This window comes from Agreia bicolorata, assembly GCF_000938265.1.
GTDB lineage: Bacteria > Actinomycetota > Actinomycetes > Actinomycetales > Microbacteriaceae > Agreia > Agreia bicolorata.
Genome location: NZ_JYFC01000003.1, coordinates 267,816 through 285,664 on the forward strand (window position 1 = coordinate 267,816; position 17,849 = coordinate 285,664).

Here is a 17,849-nt window from a genome sequence, read left to right on the forward strand (position 1 = left end):
CACGACCGCCGAAACCTCAAAGGACATCCATGAACGCCACGTCATCCCCCATCGACCCCGTAAACACAACGGGCGGCGCAGTCTCAGGGATTCCTCACCCGCACGGCACTGCCTACCTCTCGATCCCCTTCGCCGCGCCACCGGTCGGAGCGAACCGTTTCCTCGCCCCTCAGCCACACGCTCCCTGGTCGGGAGTCCGGACCTGCGACTCCTATGGAGCGACTCCACAGCGACGTCCGTTCGGCGCGGTCACGACGATTCCCGAGCCCTCGATCCCGGGAGACGACACCCTCAGCCTGTCGGTGTTCACTCCGGCAGCTGGAGAGCCGGATGCAGGCCTACCCGTGCTCGTGTGGATACACGGCGGAGGATACTTCGCAGGCTCGCCGGCAAGCCCGTGGTATGACGGTCGATCATTCGCCCGCGACGGAGTGGTCACGGTCGTGATCTCCTACCGCCTCGGATTCGACGGGTTCGGATGGATCGATGGCGCACCGCTGAACCGCGGTGTACTCGACCAGATTGCCGCATTGGAATGGGTGCGCGACAACATCAGCGGTTTCGGCGGCGACCCGGCGCGAGTCACGATCGCCGGGCAGTCGGCCGGCGGGGGAAGCGTGCTGACCCTGCTCGCATCGCCGGCGGCCGAGGGGCTCTTCAGCGCCGCCATCTCGCATTCGGGCGCCGTCGGCTCCCTTGCCGCGCCGGAGGCCGAGGCCATCGGCAGGCGCTTCGCCGAGAAACTCGGAATCGAGCCGACGATCGCCGGATGGCGATCCGTCGACGAGACGCGGATCCTCGATTCACAGGACGAGTTCAATCAGATTCCGGATGCCGCGGGATGGACATCGACGCCGGCCGAGCTCATCGCCGCCGTGCGGGCTCATCCCATCGAATCCATGGGGCTCGCGTTCGCGCCGGTCATCGACGAGCAGACGGTCAGGGCACCCTCCAAGACGATCACGGGCGGGCAGAGCGCACACATACCGCTCCTCCTCGGGGCCGCTCGAGACGAGTTCACCTTCGAGATCCCCGGATCCGCCACCCTCGAGACCGCCATCGCTGATCTCACTCGTGCGGGGATCGGAGAGAACGAGATCGCGCAATACCGGCGGGAAGTCGAGCGAATCGGCTCGCAGTTCGCAACGAGTCAGCTCGTCAGCGAGCAAATGTTCCGCGCGCCAGCTGCCGAGATCGCTTCGCTGCGCGCGGTACACGGCGCCGGTGAGCGAACATGGCTCTACGACTTCGCGCATCCGTCTGCCGTCAGCGGCCTTGCTTCGCACTGTCATGAGCTGCCTTTCGCCTGGGATCTCCTGGATGCGGAGGGGGTCTCAGACGTTCTCGGCGACGCGCCGCAAACACTCGCCAACGAGGTTCACGCCGTATGGGTGCGGTTCATCACCCACGGCACGACGGAGTGGGCACCAGTCGCCGACCACGTCGCCGGAGCCCGGGTGTTTGGCGCCGACGGAGGCTATGACCGCAACGCCTACGCTTTCGAACGCGCTCTGGGGCGGTATAGCATCAACTCGTGAAGCACAGCCACGTGCGCGCGATTCTCGCAGGGTCGGTGCCGAATCTGGCGCAGTGGTTCAATCTGTATTTGTACGCAACCTTCGCGCCGTACTTCCGAACAGAGTTCTTCGATGCCGACTCGCCGAATTCGCTCATCTATGTGTACGGCCTCTTCGCGCTGACCTTCGTCGTACGCCCATTCGGCTCGTGGCTGTTCGGCAGGCTCGCTGACTCGAAGGGCCGACAGCTGGCACTGATCGTGGCAGTCACAACGATGTCGGCCGGATCGATCGCGCTGGCGCTGACTCCGACGGCGCACGCGATCGGCCCCTGGGCGGCCGTGATCCTCACGGGCGTGAGCATCCTGCAAGGCATCGCGACGGGCGGCGAGTACGGAGCCGCCACCGTACTTCTCTCCGAGGCCGGCACTCGGGGGCATCGCGGGTTCTTCGCGTCCTTTCAGAGCGCGACGATCGTCGGTGGTCTTGTTCTGGCACAGGCATGCCTGATGGCCCTCGTCATCAGCAGCGACCGGGCGGCGATCTCCGAGTGGGGCTGGCGGGTCGCGTTCGCCGCGGGAGGAGCGGCGGGCCTGGCATCCTTGTGGTGGGCACGTGGGCTCACACACGCGGAGCCGGCGGCGAGAGCTCGACAGGCAGACCGGGCCTCGACGCTGGCGGCGCTGTTTCGCCAGCACTGGCGCCCACTCGTCTGGGTGTTCCTCCTTACTGCGGGAGGAAGCGCTGCGTTCTACACCTACACGGTCACAGCCCCGCTGATCATCCGTGAGACATTCTTCGCGAAAGACGGGGCCAAGGGCGAGCTCACCGCAACCGCCGTCGTGCTCGCCGCGTTCATCGTGCTGATGCTGCTTCAACCGGTGGGCGGCGCTCTGAGCGATCGGATCGGTCGGAAGCCTCTGCTTATCGCATTCGGAGCGCTGGGAATGGTGTCGACCGGAGTGCTCCTCCTGGTGGCCAGAAGCGTGACGTCTGCGGTGGCGATCTTCGGCACCCTCGCGATCGCGTTCGTCGTGCTCACGTGCTACCTGTCGGTCAGCGGGATCGCGAAGGCAGAAGTCTTTCCCGCACCTATTCGGTCTCTGGGCGTCGGCTTCGGCTACGCCGTAGCGAACTCCATCTTCGGCGGCACGGCTCCACTGGTGTATCACGCGACAACCGCTGACGACAGCGCGGGATTCATCGTCTATATGACCGCGTTGGTCGCCGTGAGCCTCTGCGCCGCGATATGGATGCGAGGTGGCGTGGCCACCCCGCTCGACGCGTCGGACAAGCCGGCAGAGCACTAGGGTCGATGGCATGACCGAGCTGGGCGCCGTCAGATACAGCGGCCGGGCAAAGTGGACGGCGGTGCTGCTCAACCTCCTCCCCGTTCCGCTCGGCGGCGCCCTCGCGGCAGTGGTCTTCACCCAGATTCCGTCCGATGTGTACCCGATGCAGGCGTTGGCTTGGTACACCATTTGGGCCATGCTTCTCAGCGTGGGATTGGCCATTGCCCTCGCCATTACCCGTCAGATGCCCACTGTCGAACGGGGAATAGTCGACGGCTCCCCCGCACAGGGCGTCCGGGCCTGGCGCGGCGAACGGCTGTTCGACACCGGCTTCGACCTCGGACTCGGCGGCGTCGCGGCCGTACTCACCGCGATGGGCCTCGTCGCCGGCGGCGAATGGGTCGTGCCTAGCCTGCTGGTCGCCGCCGTCGGTGCCTGGTTCGCCGTTCGAGCCGTCCTCTCCACGGTCGGACCGCGACGCGAGGAGGCGCTCTGGCTCACCGACGACCGCCTCGTGCATTACAGCAAGAGAGGGCGCGAGTCGTGCGAGCGCGGCCAGATTCAACTGGTGAGGGCCATGAACGACATGGTCATGATTCTCGTAGACGGTCCGATCGACAGACACCTGGTTCCGCTTCCGTGGCGCCTTCGCCGCCCTGCGCACAAACTCAGAGAACACACGATGTGGTTTCGCATCGAGCACGTCGGTCACTCGGCCGACCAACTCGCCACGTGGCTGCAGACAGAACTCGGAATCGACGCCCACGGTCTACCTACTCGCACACGGTGACCCCCATCGGGGGCACGCGGTGTCGCACGGGGTGCATACAGTAGATGAGGGCGCAAAGGAATCCGATAGCGCCTCCGCGACGAAGTACTTAGAGTGACGACACCTGTCGTTCGCCCGCAGTGTCTCTCGAATTCAGGAGTCTTCCCCTCATGCTCACCATCGCAGTCATCGCCAAGGAGTGCATTCCGGGGCGGGTAAAGACGCGCCTGCACCCGCCGTTCTCACTCACAGAGGCCGCGGAGATCGCATCCGCGAGCCTGGGTGACACGCTCGATGTCGTGTCGACCATCCCCGCCGACCGGCGCATCCTGTTCTTCGACGGCCAGAACCCGCCCGCCGAGGCCAACGGATTCGAGATTCTGCACCAGAACACCGGCACGCTCGACGAGCGCCTCGGCTACCTGTTCGACTCGGTCGACGGCCCGCTGCTGATGATCGGCATGGACACGCCCCAGGTCACCCGCGAGCTGCTCGAGCCCGCGATCACTCGCTGGCACGACGACATCGATGCCTGGTTCGGCTTCGCCAGCGACGGCGGATTCTGGGCCCTCGGAATGCGCGAGCCGAACGGTGACCTCATTCGCGGCGTCGCCATGTCGGAGGCCGAAACGGGCCGCGACCAGTTGGAACGCCTGCTCGAGGCCGACCTGCGCGTCAAGCTGCTCGCCGAGATCAACGATGTCGACTCCATCGACGACGCCCGCGAGGTTGCCTCGATCGCTCCAGACGGGCGCTTCGCCGAGGTCTTCGACCGGGTCAGCCTTCGCGCCGGCGTGCGCGAGCCACTGCTCGACCGACGGGCCTGAGATGTCGACGGGCCCAGGGTGACACCGTGAGACGCCTCCTCGCAGCGACGCAGCAGGCTCTCGCCGCGCCCCCGCGCAATCCGCGCATGGCGGTGGTCATCGGCCGCCTGCTCGCGATCGCGTTCCTGCTGTGCTTCGGCACCGGCCTCTACAGCCACTTCCTTCAGGAGCCCGAGCCGTGGATGCGGTTCTCCACGGTGCCCGCGCAGCTGTATCAGGTGACCCAGGGCATCCACATCACCGCCGGAATCGCCTGCTTCCCCCTTATTCTCGGCAAGCTCTACACGATCTATCCGCAGCTGTTCCAGACACCGCCAGTGAAGGGCCCGCTGCATCTGCTCGAGCGCGCATCCATCGCGCTGTTCGTGGGTGCCTCGCTCGTGCAGATCACCATCGGCCTGCTGAACACCTACCAGTGGTACCCCTGGAAGTTCGGCTTCCGCGAGGTGCACTGGGCGCTCTCGTTCGTGGTCATCGGTTCGCTCGCCATCCATATCGCCGTGAAGCTGCCCATGATCGCCCGCTTCTGGACGCGCAATTCCGAGGGCACGCGCGAGTTGCGCGGCGAAGCATCGGATGCCGCTGCTCCCGTCGCCGAATCGGCGCCGGTCGGCGGCGTCACCGGTCGAATCTTCCGCTGGATCGACGGCGCGCCCGCGCCCGAGCCTGCGGTAAGCCGACGTGGATTCATCACCGCCGTCGGCGTATCCACCGCCACCGTCGTGGCGCTCACCGCCGGGCAATCGTTCGCCGCGCTCAGCCCGTTCAACATCTTCGCGCCGCGCGTCAAGGGAACCGGCCCGAACGCCCTGCCCGTGAACCGCACGGCAGACGCGGCGCAGGTTCTCGACACGGCGGTCTCGCCCGACTGGGCGCTGACCATCTCCAACGGCCGCCGCACCGTGACGCTGTCACGTGCCGAGCTGCTAGCACTGCCTCAGACCACCGTCGATCTGCCCATCTCGTGCGTCGAAGGCTGGAGCCAGATGGCCACCTGGAAGGGCGTGCGTCTGCGCGAGCTGCTCAACAAGGTCGGAGCCGACACCTCGCAGGGCCTCAAGCTCACCAGCCTCGAGAAGAAGGGCGGCTACCGGGTCACGCAGATGGGCCCGGAGTACGCCTTCGACGCCTCGACCCTCGTCGCGCTCGAGGTCAACGGCGAAACCCTCGATATCGACCACGGCTACCCCGCGCGCATGATCGCTCCCGGCAGGCCCGGCGTTCTGCAGACCAAGTGGCTGAGCAAGCTGGAGGTCGAGGCATGAAGCCCACACGCATGAACCTCGTGCGCATCATCCTGATCGCGATCGGCCTCGCCGGCCTGTTCCTCGGCGCCCTAATTATGGTGCAGAAGGAGCGCCCCGACCAGATCGTGGGCGTGATCGTCTGGATCGGCGCCGCCATCATCGTGCACGACGGCATCCTGTCGCCGCTGCTTCTGCTGCTCGATGTCTGGATGCGCCGCGCGGGTCGCCGCATCCCCTTCGGGGTGCTCGCCATCATTCAGGGCGGCGTCGTGGTGGGAGCGATCATGAGCATGCTGGTGCTCCCCGAGATATACAAGAAGTCGCTCGGCACCAAGAACCCCACCGTCCTGCCGCTCGACTACGGGCTCAACCTCGCGCTGTTCTGGGTGGCCGTGGCTGTTCTCACTGGTGCCGCCTGCGTCCTGTACCTGGCAGGAGCCCGCCGACGCGCGGCCAATACTCTCACTTCAGCCGCGTGACCGACTCGCGTGAGTGCGCGCCTTCATACGATTGCCGCACTTCGCCATAGAGCACCACTTGGCGGTACCGGGTCGGCTGTGATCGACGAGGAAAAGATTGCACTCGTCATTCGCGCACGCCCGGAGTCTTCCGGGAAACCTCGTGCTCACGCTCGACCAGGCGAGCACGGTATCAACGGGAAGGCCATTGCCCTCGGGTGAGTGGAGGTCCCAGACCACGCCGTCAGGGGTCACCCGCGGTGCACGCACGACGCCTTCGATGACGCCCGCGAGTTCGTCGACCGCCGATGGCTCGTGTGTGCGGATGACCGACTGAATCGCGTTGCGGGCGCGGCGTAGCTGAGCGAGCTCCTCCTCGGCACCGGTTCCGCCCCAGCCGAGTGCGAGCTGCCGGCCAGCCTCGCCGTCTAGGCCGTCGACAGGGCGGCCGTCGATCACGGGCGCGCTGTTCAAGACGGCCAAGAGCAGTTCCTCGTCCCGATCCATGAACCCTCACTCCTTCGCACCGTGTGGCGCGATAGATCCATGCTACCGTCCCACTAACCAGTAAAACTGGTTAGAAAGGTTAGTCATGGTCACCGTTCACCACCGCACCGTCTCCATCGGAGGGCTCGACGTCTTCTGGCGCGAAGCCGGCCCGGTCGACGCCCCCGTGCTTGTCCTCCTGCACGGATATCCGACCAGCTCGCACATGTTCCGGCACCTCATCCCGCTTCTGGCAGAGCGCTATCGCGTCATCGCGCCCGACCACATCGGCTTCGGGCGCTCCTCCGCGCCGTCCGTCGACGAGTTCGACTACACCTTCGCAGCCCTGACCGAGGTGACCGCCAGGTTCCTCTCGACCATCGGGGTAGCCCACTACACGATCTACGTGCAGGACTACGGCGCGCCCATCGGCTGGCGCCTGGCCCTCGCCGACCCTGGCGCCGTCGACGGCGTCATCACACAGAACGGCAACGCTTACGAGGAGGGCTTCGTCGCCGAGTTCTGGAATCCGATCTGGGCTGACGCCGCCGAACGCACAGACGAGACGCGGGATGCGCTGCGCCCGGCTCTGGGACGGGCGGCGGTCGAATGGCAGTACACCCACGGCGTGCCCGACCCGTCAACCGTCGATCCGGATGCGTGGGAGCACGACATCGCGCTCCTCGCCCGACCGGGACAAGACGATGTTCAGTTGGCCCTTTTCCGCGACTACGCGAGCAACAGAGAGCTCTACCCCGCGGTTCACGAGTGGATCCGCACCTCGCAGGTGCCCGTCCTCGCGATCTGGGGCCGCAATGACGAGATTTTCGATGCCGCGGGAGCCCGCGCGTTCCTCCGCGACGCACCGGACGCCCGCATCGAGCTCATCGACGGCGGGCACTTCCTGCTCGAATCAGACCTCGATCTCGTCGCCGCCACGATCATGAACTGGCTCGCCGCTGCGCGTTTGTCCCACTGAGGTGCGGAGTATGGCCGCTTCACTCGACGTGGATGCGGCCATTTCCCGCACCTCAGTGACACGAGCGGCGGGCATGATGGGTTCGTGCGCATCATTCGGAGCCTCCGCCTCACGATGCGACCTTGGGAACCCGACGACGCGGCCTTTCTCCTCGACCTCGAGTCGCGGTGGCAGACCGTGCGGTATCTGACTCCCGATCCGACGACCATGGCGACCCTCGGCGAGGCCGCCGCGTCGATCGTTCGTCGACGTGCGGTGGATCATCCGGTGCACGGAATCTGGGCCATCACGCTTACTGAGACGGGACAGCTGCTGGGCAATCTGCTGCTCAAGCCGATCGCCGTGAGCTCAGGGATCGCCCGACCGGCGCCAGTCGAGGTCGGCTGGCACCTGCACCCGGATGCCTATGGTCACGGCTACGCGACGGAGGCGGCCGACGCCGTTCTGCGCGATGCCGGCGAGCGGGGACTGCAGTTCGTGGTCGCGGTCACCGATCCACGAAACGTTGCCTCGCAGCGCGTCTGCCGACGTCTCGGTTTCACCGAATGCGGTGTCACGCATGGCTTCTACGACGCTGACTACCTGGTGTTCGAGAAGTCGTTGGGATAGTGCCGCTCTAACTCAGAAAAAGTCGCGCGATTGCGTGCTTCTCGCACGTGGCGACCCGGGTTTTCCTGATGTGGAGCACACACCGACCAAACCGATCTGCCGGGGGTGGCGAACTACCTGTGTCCGCAACAACTCCCCAGCAAAGGAAACACACCTCATGCGCAACATCGCCAAGACCTCGATCAGCCTCGCCGCTGCCGGTCTCCTCGCTTTCTCCCTCGCCGCCTGCTCGACGACGTCTGAGTCATCCACCTCCTCGACGTCATCGCCGTCATCATCTGCCGAGTCGACCCCGACCCCGGTCGCATCGATCCCGTCCCTGACCGGTGTCGACACCGCCGTTCTCCTCGACTCCAACTTCGCCGCCGCCCTCACCAGCCTCGGCCTCACCCCCGGAACCGTCGGAACAGCAACCCTCACCGACGGATCCCTCCACTTCCCCATCACCGGCGGAAACGTCGACTACTACGACCCCGCCCAGAAGTACCGCCCCTACGTACAGGGAACCATCAAGCACGAAGGCTCCGGCTTCTCCCTCACCGCCGGTGACACCGTCGTCGACCTGACCAACTTCACCATCGACCCCGGCACCTCCAAGCTCTACGGAGACGTCGCCGTCAACGGCACCACCGCCGTCACCCAGGCCCTCCTCTTCGACCTCCACGGAGGAACCCTGAAGCCCCTCCAGACCGGCCCGAACGACACCGCCATCCTCGAAGGCACCACCGTACACATCTCCGCCGACGCCGCAGGCCTCCTCAACAAGACCTTCAAGACCGACGCCGTCAAAGCCGGCCTCCTCGTCGGAATCGCCAAAATCACCGTCAACACCAAGTAGTCTGAAACCACTGAAAAATCCAAGAGCCTGCCGAAACACATCGTTTCGGCAGGCTCTTGGCGTGTGTGCGGGTCACCGCGCACCCCACCGCTCCACAGATCCGCGCATGAAAGAATCCACCAGTGAAAACAGTCTTGGCCCTCGCCGCAGCCGCAGCCACCGCAGTGGCCATCGGCTTCGCGACGACCCAATTGCAGCTGTTCACCCGCGATGACGCCCCTGCCTTCATCGCCGTCATCGGAGCGGCCTGGATCTTCTTCGCCCTTGCCTTTCTCGCTCTGAGAAGGGTTCCCGCCCGCCACGTGACGGCTGTCATCATCGCAGGATCCCTCGCCATCAGCGGAGCAGCGCTGCTAGGGCCGCCGAACACCAGCACCGATTCCGCACGCTATGCGTGGGACGGCATCGTCACGAACGCAGGGGTCTCCCCTTACGCCCACATTCCCGTGGCCGACTCCACAAAGGAGCTGCGCCCCGACTGGCTCTTTCCGACCCCCGCCGGCACAGCTGTCGCCGACAGCGCTGCCGCCGGCAAGAACGACGTCGATCATGACGCAGACTGCCCTGGCGTCGGAAACCGCTACAACGACACCAAGTCGTCGCCATCGCGAGAGCTGCTCTGCACCGCGATCAACCGCCCGCACGACCCCACGATCTACCCGCCGATGGCCGAGCTCTATTTCGCCGGGGTGCGTGCGCTCGTCGATCCGAGCGTCCAATACTGGCCGTTCCAGGTCGGCGGCCTCCTCATCTCACTCGCCATCACGTGGATGCTCCTCGTCGCCCTGCGCCGCCGCGGCATGGATCCGAGGTGGGCGGCCCTCTGGGCCTGGTGCCCCATGGTCGCGACGGAGGCAATCACCAACTCGCATGTGGACGTTCTCGGCGTGGCGCTCGCCCTCGCCGCCAGCCTGCTCGTCGCATCCGGTAGGCGTGTCTGGGGCGGAATCGCGCTCGGCGCGGCCATCGCCACCAAGCTCATCCCCGTGATCGTCGCGCCCCCTCTGCTGAAGAAGCGGCCGCTCACCCTGATTCTGGTGTCGGTCGCCACATTCGCTGCCCTCTACGTGCCCTATGTCCTCAGCTCGGGCATCAAGGTGCTCGGCTATCTTCCCGGCTACCTGTCAGAGGAGGGCTACGAAGACGGAAGCAGTTTCGCCCTGCTCTCGACAGTTCTGCCAGGCAAGTCGGCGGTGATCGTGGCCGCGGTGCTGATCGCCGTGATCGCGGGGCTCACCTGGTGGCGCGCCACCCCGAGCTCTCCGTGGTTGCCGCAGCTGGTTCTCATCGGCAGCATCCTGATCATCGTGAGCCCCCGCTACCCCTGGTACGCGCTGCTGCTGATCCCCTTCATCGTGCTGAGCCAGCACTGGGAATGGTTCGCAGTCGCGCTGGCCCTCACGGTGCGCCTGTTCGTGCCCACAGTCGACGTGATGCGCGGCGGACTCGCGCTGGCCACGATGATCGTCGTCGCCGCATGGTTCTACCGGCAGCACCTGGCGAGGGGAGGCGGCCTGCGTCTGCCGGGCAGAAGGCGGCCCCCGACCCGGCCCGACGCATCCGGTCACATTGAGGAGGTGGCGTCGTGACGCGCTTAACAGCACTACTGGCTCGCCGCGTCGAGATTCCCCTTCTCGCGGTGCTGGCCATCGTGATCGTCGTCATCGGCATCGACACCCCGTCGATCTGGTACGACGAGGCCGCCACGATCGTGTCGGCCACGCGCACCTGGCCCGAGCTGTGGGCGATGCTGCACACCGTCGACGCGGTGCACGGGCTGTACTACGCGTTTATGCACGTGTGGTTCGACCTCGTCGGGTACTCGCCGTTCACGCTGCGACTGCCGAGCGCGATCATCTCGGGCGGCACGGTGGCACTCACGATGCTGCTCGCCTCGCGCTTCGGAACCCGCGGCTTCGCGCTGCTCGCCGGCGTCGTGCTGATCACGATCCCGAGGTTCACGTGGGCCGGCACCGAGGGCCGCTCGTATGCGCTCACCGCGCTGCTCGCCGCGGCGATGACGCTGCTGCTCATGAGGGCGCTCGACGCCGCGCGAGCACCGTCGACCCGCTGGGCAGCCGTGTGGCCGTGGCTCGCATACGCCGGCGTGGGGCTCTTCTCGGTGGGCATCTTTGTTTATCTCTCGCTCGTCGTGGTGGCGCACGCCGTGACGGTGGTCGTGCTCACGATGTCGGGCACGCTCAACCGTCGGCAGCTGTTCGCGTTCGGGCGCACGGTCGTTCCCTTGGGGATCGTCTGCATTCCCTTCGTGCTCATCGTGGCCGGGCAGTCGGGCCAGCTCGCCTGGATCGATCCGATCAGCCAACGCACCCTCACCGGAATCCTGATCACCCAGTTCGCCCCGAACAACGCGCCGTTCGCGATCTTCACCTGGATCGTCGTGCTCGTCGGCATCACCACATTCATCGTGGCCCGGCGCTCATCCACGACCCGCGCCCGCGCAGCCCGCTACCTCGTGGCCTGGGTGCTGCCGTGGCTCGTCGTGCCGACCGTCGTGCTCGTACTCACCTCGGTGTTGATCACTCCGCTGTACTCGCCGCGCTACCTCACCTTTCTTATGCCGGCACTGGCTGTCGCCATCGCCGGGGGCATCGTGGGCCTCGGCCGGTTGACCCGGCTGGCCGCTCGGCTCGCGCGGGGGCCATTCGCGAACCGGATGCGATCGGTTCCGTGGACCGCGCTGGCGTCGGTCGCCGGGGTGCTCGTTCTGGCACTGCTGACGCAACCGAGCTATGAGTCGCAGCGCACGACCGGGGCGAAGCAGAAGTCCTCATGGTCGCAGGCGGCCTGGCGCGTAGGCGAGGTCGCCTCGGCTCTGCCCGCCGACTCCGACCCTGCCGTTGTGTTCGGAAGCGTCGCGTGGCATCCGACCGCCACCGCACGCGTGGTCGAGTACTCGTACCCGTGGGCATTCGAGTCACTCGACGATGTCGCCCTCGAGAAGCCCGTCGGCTCACTGCCTCGGCTGTGGGAGACGTCTCGCCCCGTGGACACGCCGATGCTCGAGGGTCACGACACCGTGATCCTGGTGTCGAGCGGCCGCGATCGCGAGGTCAACGAGCGGGCGATCGAGGCTGCCGGCTTCACCGAGTCCGACAGCTGGTCTTACCCGAACCTCTGGGTCAAGCTCTACACGCGCTGACCTCTGCAGCGCAGATCGAGTAGCCGCGCGACGAAGGAGTCGGCGTATCGAGATCACCTCATCGCTATTACAGGACGAATTGAGAGTTCTTCGGCGTGCCGTCGTCTTAGCAACGGAGTGTCGTCAATTCCATCCTGTCGAACGATTCCGGTTCATTCGTCGAAGCCGGTGAAGTTCCTCCATGTCCGACACCGCCCGGCCGATCGCGGCCAGAGTCGACGGCCACATCTCGAAGATGTGGTGGGGAAGAATCCGAAGAGTCGGCCGACCGAATGCGAATGACTGGAGGGTCTTTCCGTAGTCCCAGCTGATCTGTTCCTCACCGGTATGCCAGGCGCGGCTGTCGATATCGAGGCCGACCAACCCGTTGATTAGAAGATCGAGGTCGCTCGAGCCCGGGATGCTCATCTGCGGCTCGACCACGAAGCCGGCCCGTCGCATCCTCACCCGAACGATCGACTCGGGACCTGAGTCCGCCGCGGGATCGAGCTCGAGTCTCATCCCCTGCAGTCGACGTGGGAGAGACCCGAAGAGAGCCTCGAGATCGTGACCACGCACGACCTTCTTCCGCAATGCGGAGTCGATGGCCGCGATCGCATGCTCGTCGTCGAGGCAGAGAGCAGCCTGACGAAGAGCGCTCATCGGATCGACGAGCCAGTCGTCGGCCCACGATCGCGCTGTTCGAGTATTTGCGGCATGTGCGCGCTGCCAGTGCACGCGTGGTCGACCCGGTTCTGCCCAGAAGGTCTTGTCGGTTCGACGGGTTTCGGGGCTCCTGCCGAGCGCAATGACCTCGTCGAGGTGGAGGCGAGATGCCGACGAGGGCACGTGCATGTGGAGCGCCGCGTCGAGCCCGCCCCACACCCCAACACGGCGAAGGGCACTCACACAGCCCACTCGTCCGCCGGCCATCACCGCTCGACGTTGGTCGATATCGGCCTCAGGAAGCGCGTACATTCCCCGGCGGAGCCTCTCGAGAGCGCCCGACCGTCGCGCTGCATCGATGCCGGCCGGCTCAACTCGTGCCTCGAGGAGCGTACGCCTCGACGCGACGTTGCCGTTGCGACGGACGCAATCCTGAATGAGTCGGAGATCTCTCGGCGAAGCAGTCATTCGAGGATCGTCGTCTCGATTGACTCGTCGGTGGACCAGAGATCGTCGCAGTGAAGAGAATCCGCCGAATTCGGGGATTCGGGAGGAGTAGTCGGGGTCAGACGTCTCGGACGTTTTTGGTACTACAGGACGAACAGAGAGGTCACCGGTGTGTCGTCGGTAGATAGACGGAGTGTCGTCAGTTCATCCTGTTGAACTATCCCAGTCAGGGGGTCGGGACTCAGGAGGAAGGAACAGGCCCCGTCGTCGACCCCACGTGCAGTTCACACGTGAACGCGATCGGGGTATCGGGGCGGTCTCCGGCGAGCAGTGCTGTGACCGCGGCTCCTGCGGCGTGGCCCTTCGCGCTGGCGGGCTGCACCATCGTTGTGAGGTCGTGCGCGAAGCCGTCGATGCGGATTCCATCGAAGCCGATCACGCTCACATCGACACCGACCACGAGGCCGAGCTCCTCGACCGCCTGGATCACTCCGATCGCGAGCAGGTCGGCCTGTGCGACGATCGCGGTCGGGCGCTCCGACGCGGCAACATCGAGCAAGGCGAGCGCCGCACGGCGACCGTCCTCGGGCGTGTTGTGCACCGACGACCAGGCCGGCGCATCCGGGTATATCTCGCGCGTGCCGAGCAGCCGCTCGCGAGTGACCGACACGGCGATTGGGGTGTCTTCGGTGACCGGGCCGGCGGGCTGGCCGTCGGCCGTGCCCAGCGTGGCGATGCCGACGCGCTCGTGGCCCAGCGACTGCAGGTGGCGCGCGGCGACGACCGACGCGGCGCGGTTGTCGAGGGTCACCTCCACGAGCTCGGGACGCGACGGCCCCTCGACCGACACGACCGGAATGTCGCGGCGACCGAAGACCTCGATCGAGTGATCGACGCGGGTCGAGCATCCGAGCAGGATCACGGCATCGACGGCGGCCGTGTCGATCGTGGCCGCCCCCTCGCCCGAATCGGTGAGCAGCAGCAGGCCGGCGCCCTGCGGGCCGAGCGCGGTGGCGACTCCGTCGAGGGTGATGGATGTCACGGGGTCGCGGAATGCATACAGCAGGCTGCCCTCGAGAACCACGCCGATCACGCCGCTTCGCCCCTGACGCAGCGAGCGTGCCCGAGGGTCTGGACCGTCGTAGCCCAGCGAAGCCGCAGCGGCGAGCACGCGCTCGCGCGTCGCATCCGACACGGGGCCCGAGCCGCTGAACGCGATCGACGCGGTCGAAACGGAGACTCCGGCGGCCTTCGCCACATCTGCGAGAGTGGGACGGCGGGTGTGTTGATCGCTCGCGGTCATGTTGGTAGCGTAGTCGAATCGATTCGATTTCGCGCGATACCGCTCTCCAACGTATTCAGGACACACCATGACCACACCCACGAGCGACGTCGCCGTGCACGCCCCGCGTACCCTCATCGCCTGGCGCAACGCGGTCTTCGTGATCTTCATCCTCAGTGGCGTGAGCGTCGCCAGCTGGGTCGCCCGGCTTCCGGCGGTGCGCGACGGGCTCGAACTGAACACGGCCAACGTCGGTGTTCTCATCTTCGGCATGTCGGCCGGATCGGTCGTGGGACTCATCGTGTCGCCGGCCATCCTGAACCGCTTCGGGCCGCGCGCGGGCATCACACTCTGCATCTCGCTTGTCTCGGCGGGCCTCGTGCTCATCGGTGTCGGCGGCGGACTCGTTCCCAACGTCACCATCGCGTTCATCGGCCTGATGATCTTCGGCTTCGGCAACGGAGCCTGCGACGTGATGATGAACGTCGAGGGCGCCGCCGCCGAGCGGGCCATCGGCAAGACGCTTATGCCGCTGATGCACGCCATGTTCTCCGGTGGAACCGTTCTCGGCGCCGGCATCGGCGCCGTCGCCTCGGCCCTCGCCATCCCGGTCTTCGCTCACCTAGTCACGATCGCCGCAATTCTCGTGGCGGTGGTGATCGGTGCCGTGCGTTTCATTCCCCACGATCTGGATGCCGCCGACCAGGCCGAATCGGCAGGCTCGGCCCCGCGCATCCCGCTCGGCCAACGTCTCAAGGCGAGCCTCGCCGTGTGGGCCGACGCCCGCCTGCTGCTCATCGGAGCCGTTGTACTGGGCATGGCCTTCGCCGAGGGCAGCGCCAACGACTGGATCGCGATCGCCACCGTCGACGGCCACGAGCAGTCGAACACCACGGGCGCCATCGTCTTCGGCATCTTCGTTGCCGCCATGACCGTCGGCCGGGTCGCGGGCGGTCCGCTGCTCGACCGCTTCGGACGTGTTCCGGTGCTGCGCGCCACGGTGGTCGTCGGCGTCGCCGGGCTGCTGCTCTTCATTCTCTCGACCGACCTCTGGGTCACCATCATCGGCGCCATCCTGTGGGGCATCGGCGCATCGCTCGGCTTCCCCGTGGGCATGAGCGCGGCGGCCGACGACGAGAAGAACTCAGCCGCGCGCGTGAGCGCCGTAGCGATCGTGGGCTACACCGCGTTCCTCGCGGGCCCGCCGCTGCTGGGATTCCTGGGCGAGCACTTCGGCATCCTGAACGCCCTCTACGTGATCCTGGCGCTGCTCGTGCTGTCGTTCTTCGCGTCGCCGGCCACCCGCGAGCGCACGTACGCGAAGTAGACCCGCCGGGGCCGTCGGGGTGCACTACCAGACCGTCGGCTACCTCGAGCGGGGCGAATACAGCCCGAGCCTCATGCTCGCCTTGCGCATCGCCGACTTCCTGCGATTGCCGCTCGATGCCGTGCTCTCGCTGCACCCGTTCCCCAGCAGCACTAGGTGAAGATCCATTCGTCGGTTTGTCCGGCGATGACTCCGCCGTGCGAACCGCCTGACAGACTGGCGACATGGAACTGGCCCAGGCACAAGCAGATGTCCGACGCATCTATCGGGGAGGCTTCTCCGGATCGCTCGTGTCATCGGTGATCTGGTTCGCCGCCTCGGCGGTGTTCCAGTGGGGCTCTCAGCCGGCGGCGATGGCTGTGCTCTTCTTCGGCGGGATGCTGATCTTTCCGCTCTCGACGCTTGTCTTGAAGATCATGGGCGGCCCTGCGGCACTTCCGAAGGGGCACCCGTCGATTGCATTGGCGATGCAGAGCGCCTTCACCGTTCCGCTCGGACTCCTGGTCGCGATCACGCTCGGCACCATCGAGCCCTCGCTGTTCTTCGCCGCATCCTTGATCATCGTCGGAGCGCACTACCTCACGTTCATCTCGCTCTACGGAATGCGACTGTTCGGCGTGCTCGCGGGCGCGCTCGTCGCCATCGGCTCACTCGCGTTGTTCGTTCTCCCCGGTCTGCGAGACTTCAGCGGCTGGGTTGGAGCGACGGTTCTTCTGGCCTCTGCCCTTCCGCTGTACCTGTCGGGGCGTGAGCCGACGCGCATCGCGAACTGAGCCGACCCCGTACTCTGGGTTGGTGCGTCTCGTCATTGCGAACTGTTCCGTCGACTACGCAGGGCGTCTCAGTGCGCACCTGCCCCTGGCCACCCGACTCCTCATGCTGAAGAGCGACGGGTCGATCCTGGTGCACTCCGACGGCGGCTCGTACAAGCCGCTCAACTGGATGAGCCCGCCCTGCTACATCACCTTCGACGAGCCCGACCAGGTGCAGGTGGATGCCGGCATCACCCAGGTCTGGAAGGTCACGCAGAAGAAGACCGACGACGTTCTGGTCGTGAGCATCTACGACGTACTGCACGACTCGTCGCACGAGCTCGGCATCGATCCCGGCCTGCAGAAAGACGGCGTCGAGGCGCATCTGCAGAAGCTGCTGGCCGAGCAGATCACCCTGCTGGGCGACGGGCACACGCTCGTTCGCCGCGAATACATGACCGCCATCGGGCCCGTCGACATCCTGGCCCGCGATTCGGTCGGCGCGGCCGTGGCCGTCGAGATCAAGCGCCGCGGCGACATCGACGGGGTCGAACAGCTGACCCGCTACCTCGAGCTCATGAACCGCGACCCGCACCTCTCGCCTGTGCAGGGAATCTTCGCAGCCCAAGAGATCAAGCCGCAGGCCCGCACGCTGGCGCAAGACCGCGGCATCCGCTGCGTCGTGCTCGACTACGACGCTATGCGCGGCCTCGACGACAGCGACTCCCGACTCTTCTAGGAGCCCCCATGGCCAAACGCGCCGTTCCCTTTCCCCGCACGTACATCAATACCGCCGTTCGCGACGCCCTCGCGGCGTTCGAGGCCGAGCCGAGCGTGGCCGGCATCCAGAAGGTCTTGTCGCTCGCGACAACGGGCGGGCTGGTCGTGGATGTCACGGGGTCGACCCCCGCATCCGGCCCGCGTGTGCGCACACTCACCTCCACAGACGGCCAGCTGGTGCTGCCCCTGTTCACGAGCCTCGCGGAGCTCGGGCTCGCGGTGCCGGAAGCCGAGCGCGCGGAGGTGCAGGGAACGATCCTCGCGGGCCGCGACGCCCTCGCGATCGTGCAGAGCGCCGACATCGTGGCCGTGCAGTTCGACCCGGGCAGCCGCCAGGTCATCGTGAAGCGCGCCTTCGTCGACGAGGCCCTCGCAACCCGCTAGCCAACTGCGCCCGGGGCGGACAATATGTACACACTGACTGCAGCGGC

At 66.3% G+C, this 17,849-nt stretch carries 19 protein-coding genes; 16 read left to right on the top strand and 3 right to left on the bottom strand.

The annotated features are described in order from the left end of the window. The first annotated feature begins 29 nt into the window (after window positions 1–29). From TZ00_RS08165 to TZ00_RS08190, 6 genes are all read left to right on the top strand, one after another. Window positions 30–1,538: a carboxylesterase/lipase family protein gene (locus TZ00_RS08165; RefSeq protein WP_044440757.1), complete on the top strand. Its 1,509-nt coding sequence runs from the start codon at window positions 30–32 to the stop codon at window positions 1,536–1,538. Beyond that, window positions 1,535–2,827, top strand: coding sequence for an MFS transporter (locus tag TZ00_RS08170; protein WP_044440758.1), 1,293 nt, complete (start codon window positions 1,535–1,537; stop codon window positions 2,825–2,827). Before TZ00_RS08165 ends, TZ00_RS08170 begins: the two co-directional genes overlap by 4 nt. A 10-nt stretch (window positions 2,828–2,837) precedes the next feature. Next, window positions 2,838–3,599 (top strand): hypothetical protein, encoded by a 762-nt coding sequence (locus tag TZ00_RS08175; protein WP_044440759.1) that lies wholly within the window; start codon window positions 2,838–2,840, stop codon window positions 3,597–3,599. Between the two features lie 149 nt (window positions 3,600–3,748). After that, window positions 3,749–4,405, top strand: coding sequence for a TIGR04282 family arsenosugar biosynthesis glycosyltransferase (locus TZ00_RS08180; protein ID WP_044440760.1), 657 nt, complete (start codon window positions 3,749–3,751; stop codon window positions 4,403–4,405). Window positions 4,406–4,431: 26 nt separating this feature from the next. Then, window positions 4,432–5,670: a molybdopterin-dependent oxidoreductase gene (locus TZ00_RS08185; RefSeq protein ID WP_044440761.1), complete on the top strand. Its 1,239-nt coding sequence runs from the start codon at window positions 4,432–4,434 to the stop codon at window positions 5,668–5,670. After that, entirely contained in the window at window positions 5,667–6,131 is a 465-nt protein-coding gene (locus TZ00_RS08190) for a hypothetical protein (protein WP_044440763.1), read from the top strand. The genes TZ00_RS08185 and TZ00_RS08190 overlap by 4 nt, the downstream gene beginning before the upstream one ends. Here TZ00_RS08190 and TZ00_RS08195 read toward each other — a convergent pair. After that, window positions 6,120–6,617 carry a CGNR zinc finger domain-containing protein gene (locus tag TZ00_RS08195; protein ID WP_044440765.1) on the bottom strand — a complete coding sequence of 166 codons (498 nt, stop codon included), beginning with the start codon at window positions 6,615–6,617 and terminating at the stop codon, window positions 6,120–6,122. The genes TZ00_RS08190 and TZ00_RS08195 overlap by 12 nt on opposite strands. 85 nt (window positions 6,618–6,702) lie before the next feature. On the opposite strand from TZ00_RS08195, the gene TZ00_RS08200 reads away from it, so the two are divergent. The 5 genes from TZ00_RS08200 to TZ00_RS08220 all read left to right on the top strand — a co-directional run bounded on the left by TZ00_RS08200 (window position 6,703) and on the right by TZ00_RS08220 (window position 12,185). Further along, window positions 6,703–7,575, top strand: a complete 873-nt coding sequence (locus TZ00_RS08200; RefSeq protein ID WP_044440767.1) for an alpha/beta fold hydrolase — start codon at window positions 6,703–6,705, stop codon at window positions 7,573–7,575. Between the two features lie 84 nt (window positions 7,576–7,659). Next, the gene (locus TZ00_RS08205; RefSeq protein ID WP_044440769.1) at window positions 7,660–8,184 is read left to right on the top strand and encodes a GNAT family N-acetyltransferase; all 525 of its coding nucleotides are present in this window, start codon (window positions 7,660–7,662) and stop codon (window positions 8,182–8,184) included. Window positions 8,185–8,341: 157 nt separating this feature from the next. After that, the gene (locus TZ00_RS08210; protein ID WP_044440771.1) at window positions 8,342–9,022 is read left to right on the top strand and encodes a hypothetical protein; all 681 of its coding nucleotides are present in this window, start codon (window positions 8,342–8,344) and stop codon (window positions 9,020–9,022) included. Between the two features lie 122 nt (window positions 9,023–9,144). Next, on the top strand, window positions 9,145–10,611 hold the full coding sequence (locus TZ00_RS08215) for a glycosyltransferase family 87 protein (RefSeq protein ID WP_152631120.1): 1,467 nt from the start codon (window positions 9,145–9,147) through the stop codon (window positions 10,609–10,611). Further along, window positions 10,608–12,185, top strand: coding sequence for a glycosyltransferase family 39 protein (locus TZ00_RS08220; protein ID WP_152631121.1), 1,578 nt, complete (start codon window positions 10,608–10,610; stop codon window positions 12,183–12,185). The genes TZ00_RS08215 and TZ00_RS08220 overlap by 4 nt, the downstream gene beginning before the upstream one ends. 123 nt (window positions 12,186–12,308) lie before the next feature. Here TZ00_RS08220 and TZ00_RS08225 read toward each other — a convergent pair whose 3' ends face one another. Both TZ00_RS08225 and TZ00_RS08235 read right to left on the bottom strand, forming a co-directional pair. Then, window positions 12,309–13,298 (bottom strand): type IV toxin-antitoxin system AbiEi family antitoxin domain-containing protein, encoded by a 990-nt coding sequence (locus tag TZ00_RS08225; protein WP_152631122.1) that lies wholly within the window; start codon window positions 13,296–13,298, stop codon window positions 12,309–12,311. 220 nt (window positions 13,299–13,518) lie between these two features. Next, entirely contained in the window at window positions 13,519–14,580 is a 1,062-nt protein-coding gene (locus TZ00_RS08235; protein WP_044440777.1) for a LacI family DNA-binding transcriptional regulator, read from the bottom strand. A gap of 67 nt (window positions 14,581–14,647) precedes the next feature. On the opposite strand from TZ00_RS08235, the gene TZ00_RS08240 reads away from it, so the two are divergent. The 5 genes from TZ00_RS08240 to TZ00_RS08260 all read left to right on the top strand — a co-directional run bounded on the left by TZ00_RS08240 (window position 14,648) and on the right by TZ00_RS08260 (window position 17,802). Beyond that, window positions 14,648–15,886, top strand: a complete 1,239-nt coding sequence (locus tag TZ00_RS08240) for an MFS transporter (protein WP_044440779.1) — start codon at window positions 14,648–14,650, stop codon at window positions 15,884–15,886. 19 nt (window positions 15,887–15,905) lie between these two features. After that, window positions 15,906–16,046, top strand: coding sequence for a helix-turn-helix transcriptional regulator (locus TZ00_RS08245; RefSeq protein WP_084605992.1), 141 nt, complete (start codon window positions 15,906–15,908; stop codon window positions 16,044–16,046). A 64-nt stretch (window positions 16,047–16,110) separates the two neighbouring features. Continuing rightward, window positions 16,111–16,659, top strand: coding sequence for a DUF7010 family protein (locus TZ00_RS08250; RefSeq protein WP_052521407.1), 549 nt, complete (start codon window positions 16,111–16,113; stop codon window positions 16,657–16,659). A gap of 22 nt (window positions 16,660–16,681) precedes the next feature. Further along, window positions 16,682–17,377: an endonuclease NucS gene (gene nucS, locus TZ00_RS08255; protein ID WP_044440780.1), complete on the top strand. Its 696-nt coding sequence runs from the start codon at window positions 16,682–16,684 to the stop codon at window positions 17,375–17,377. 8 nt (window positions 17,378–17,385) lie between these two features. Further along, window positions 17,386–17,802 (top strand): SseB family protein, encoded by a 417-nt coding sequence (locus TZ00_RS08260; RefSeq protein WP_044440781.1) that lies wholly within the window; start codon window positions 17,386–17,388, stop codon window positions 17,800–17,802. Window positions 17,803–17,849: the final 47 nt, after the last annotated feature.

Coding starts and splice junctions, on each gene's coding strand:
- TZ00_RS08165 (WP_044440757.1), top strand. CDS start 30: ATGAACGCCACGTCATCCCCCATCGACCCCGTAAACACAACGGGCGGC.
- TZ00_RS08175 (WP_044440759.1), top strand. CDS start 2,838: ATGACCGAGCTGGGCGCCGTCAGATACAGCGGCCGGGCAAAGTGGACG.
- TZ00_RS08180 (WP_044440760.1), top strand. CDS start 3,749: ATGCTCACCATCGCAGTCATCGCCAAGGAGTGCATTCCGGGGCGGGTA.
- TZ00_RS08190 (WP_044440763.1), top strand. CDS start 5,667: ATGAAGCCCACACGCATGAACCTCGTGCGCATCATCCTGATCGCGATC.
- TZ00_RS08195 (WP_044440765.1), bottom strand. CDS start 6,617: ATGGATCGGGACGAGGAACTGCTCTTGGCCGTCTTGAACAGCGCGCCC.
- TZ00_RS08200 (WP_044440767.1), top strand. CDS start 6,703: ATGGTCACCGTTCACCACCGCACCGTCTCCATCGGAGGGCTCGACGTC.
- TZ00_RS08210 (WP_044440771.1), top strand. CDS start 8,342: ATGCGCAACATCGCCAAGACCTCGATCAGCCTCGCCGCTGCCGGTCTC.
- TZ00_RS08225 (WP_152631122.1), bottom strand. CDS start 13,298: ATGACTGCTTCGCCGAGAGATCTCCGACTCATTCAGGATTGCGTCCGT.
- TZ00_RS08235 (WP_044440777.1), bottom strand. CDS start 14,580: ATGACCGCGAGCGATCAACACACCCGCCGTCCCACTCTCGCAGATGTG.
- TZ00_RS08240 (WP_044440779.1), top strand. CDS start 14,648: ATGACCACACCCACGAGCGACGTCGCCGTGCACGCCCCGCGTACCCTC.
- TZ00_RS08250 (WP_052521407.1), top strand. CDS start 16,111: ATGGAACTGGCCCAGGCACAAGCAGATGTCCGACGCATCTATCGGGGA.
- TZ00_RS08260 (WP_044440781.1), top strand. CDS start 17,386: ATGGCCAAACGCGCCGTTCCCTTTCCCCGCACGTACATCAATACCGCC.